The sequence below is a fragment of the Kitasatospora sp. NPDC056531 genome, from assembly GCF_042794375.1.
Lineage (GTDB): Bacteria > Actinomycetota > Actinomycetes > Streptomycetales > Streptomycetaceae > Kitasatospora.
The window spans coordinates 1-2185 of sequence record NZ_JBHTTU010000303.1; the positions used below are offsets into that span (position 1 = coordinate 1).

The window sequence follows — 2185 nt, forward strand, 5'->3', positions numbered from 1 at the left end:
TCAGTACTTCCCGAAGGGAACCGACCTCAGCAGGCACACTCGTGGCGACCTCGACGCTGTCGCCACAGCACTCAACAGCCGCCCTCGTAAGACACAGGGGTGGAGGACACCCGCCGAAGTCTTCAACGAGCAGCTACTGTTGATCCAACAGGGTGCTGTTGTTGCAACGACTGGTTGAACCTGGGCAATACACGTCCATCAAGCTCACAACTCGTCTACTGAAGGCGGGAATCGAGCCGAGCATGGGAAGCGTGGGCGACTCCTACGACAACGCCCTCGCGGAGAACTTCTGGAGCGTCCTGAAGACCGAGTGCGTGCGCCGCACGACCTTCGCGACCGGCACCGACGCCGACCTCGCATTGTTCGCCTACATCGACGGCTTCTACAACACCCGCCGCATCCAAAAGCGCCTCGGCTGGCTCAGCCCGGACGAGTACGAGGCGAAGCACTACGCCAACCAGGCGACGGCCGAACCAGTGGCCGTCGAACCACCTGAACCCATCCTGACCAGGTAAACAGCACCTCCCGCGCAACGGGGGAAGCTCAGGTTGCCAGGTGGCTCATGGCGCCGAGAACCCGAACCGCGACACCACCGGGTCCAGGGGGGTGTAGTAGCCCGTCGAATAGCAGGTCGTAACCGATGAGACGTTCGAGCAGGCGATCTTGGTGTCCGTGTTCCCCGCGGTGATCACACCGACCGGCGCCATCGAATCCCCTTGCGGGTTCGCGACCGCCGGCCCGCCACTGTCGCCCTGGGCGACAGCGATGCCGCCGCTGCGGGACTTCACCTCGGTCGCGTCCGTCCGCCCGGACGGTGTGTGGACGCCTACACGCGTGACCTCCAGCTCGCAGTGAAAACCGCTGGTGGCACCTGAGAAGCAGACGGTGTGCCCCGGGTCCATCCGCGCGGGGCCGTACAGCGGACGGCTGTCGCCGCTGTTCCACGACCCACTGTAGAACCGGGCCTCCGTGCTCTGATCCGTCGTGATGACCGCGACGTCCAGGGCGTTGTCGGCGGCGGTGACCTCACCGATCACGCGTTGACCGTTGTACACGTTCCCGCTGGTCTGGCAGTGCGCGGCGGTCAGCAGCACCCGCTTCTTGTTGACCCATCCCGGGACACCCGTGGAGCAGCGGCTGTTGTCGGACACGGTCAGGTCCGCACCGGCGGTCCACGGCGGGCTGTCGTTGGTCCTGCTCCCCCGGGCCGGGGTCTCGACGGACCCGACCTCAGGGTGCACGGGCATCCCCGCGATCTCCTCGACCCGGGCCTCGTAGTCGCGCACCGGCGACCCCGCCGGCACGAGGCGCCGGGTGTTCCTCGGCTGGTAGGAGAGCAGCAAGCCGCTTCCGTCGTTGGCCGGGGAGATAGACGACCACTCCCGGGCGTCGTTGCCCACCACGGCGACGAACCTGGCGACGGCCTGGGCCATCTCACCCTGAGAGTACGCGGCTTGCCGGTAGCGGACCTCGTAGTCGGGGCTCACCCTCCCGGCCGGCTCGTGCCGCATCTTCTCCCGGGTGTTGGAGCGCCAGGCGTCGACGGCATCCGTGATCTTGGCTGGTACTGGTCCCTTCCAGTACAGCTCGACGTAGTGCTCGTCACCGTGGAACACGATCGACGTGAAGCCGCCGTCCACCTGCCGGGTGTCGACGAGCCGGTGGATCTCGTCCGCGATCGGCTGGAGATGCTTCTCGTGGTACTCGCTGCTGAGCAGGATCGCCGGAGTCATGTTGGCCTCGCTGGTGCCGTTCCCGGCGGTGCCCTCCTGGGCTCGTGCGACGGCGACGGACGCGGCGCCCAGGACCAGCGCGGCTGCCGCGTAGACAAGAGCGTTCTTTCGGCGCATGCCACCACCGTAGGGGTAGCACAACCGTTACGCGGAGTTATCGGATCGTATGCGTGCCGCGGCTTGGCGAGCCTGCCAACGGCGCCGTGAAAGCCGGTAACGCTGACGTGAAGCACCTGAGCCGAGGGCGTGTACGTAACGCTTCCGACCGGCTTGTCGCACTTGGGGGGCGCAGCACGACGAGGGCGAAGGACACGATCATGGCTCTCACCACGACGGTCAGGTGGCAGGGGATCGGCGCGTAGGGCTTCAAAACGGCTTCACCCGGCTGCGAGCTGGGAAGGTGTCGAGTGGTCAGCCTGCTCGGCGGTACTCGTTGATCAAGCCGGCGACAG

General features: G+C 66.5%; 2 protein-coding genes and 1 pseudogene. 2 read left to right on the forward strand and 1 reads right to left on the reverse strand.

The genetic code is table 11. From position 1 onward, the window contains the following. Together ACFQ87_RS45855 and ACFQ87_RS45860 are read left to right on the forward strand one after the other, a co-directional pair. Window positions 1–178: pseudogene (locus ACFQ87_RS45855) on the forward strand (IS30 family transposase); the annotation flags it as partial. Continuing rightward, entirely contained in the window at window positions 153–515 is a 363-nt protein-coding gene (locus tag ACFQ87_RS45860) for a transposase (RefSeq protein WP_380616989.1), read from the forward strand. The pseudogene ACFQ87_RS45855 and the gene ACFQ87_RS45860, both read left to right, overlap by 26 nt. A 45-nt stretch (window positions 516–560) precedes the next feature. Here ACFQ87_RS45860 and ACFQ87_RS45865 read toward each other — a convergent pair whose 3' ends face one another. Continuing rightward, complete coding sequence (locus ACFQ87_RS45865; protein ID WP_380616990.1) at window positions 561–1850, reverse strand: trypsin-like serine protease; 1290 nt, start codon at window positions 1848–1850, stop codon at window positions 561–563. Between the last annotated feature and the right edge of the window lie 335 nt (window positions 1851–2185).

Bases quoted from the DNA above. Each gene is read 5' to 3' on its own strand.
- ACFQ87_RS45865 (WP_380616990.1), bottom strand. From the start codon at position 1,850: ATGCGCCGAAAGAACGCTCTTGTCTACGCGGCAGCCGCGCTGGTCCTG.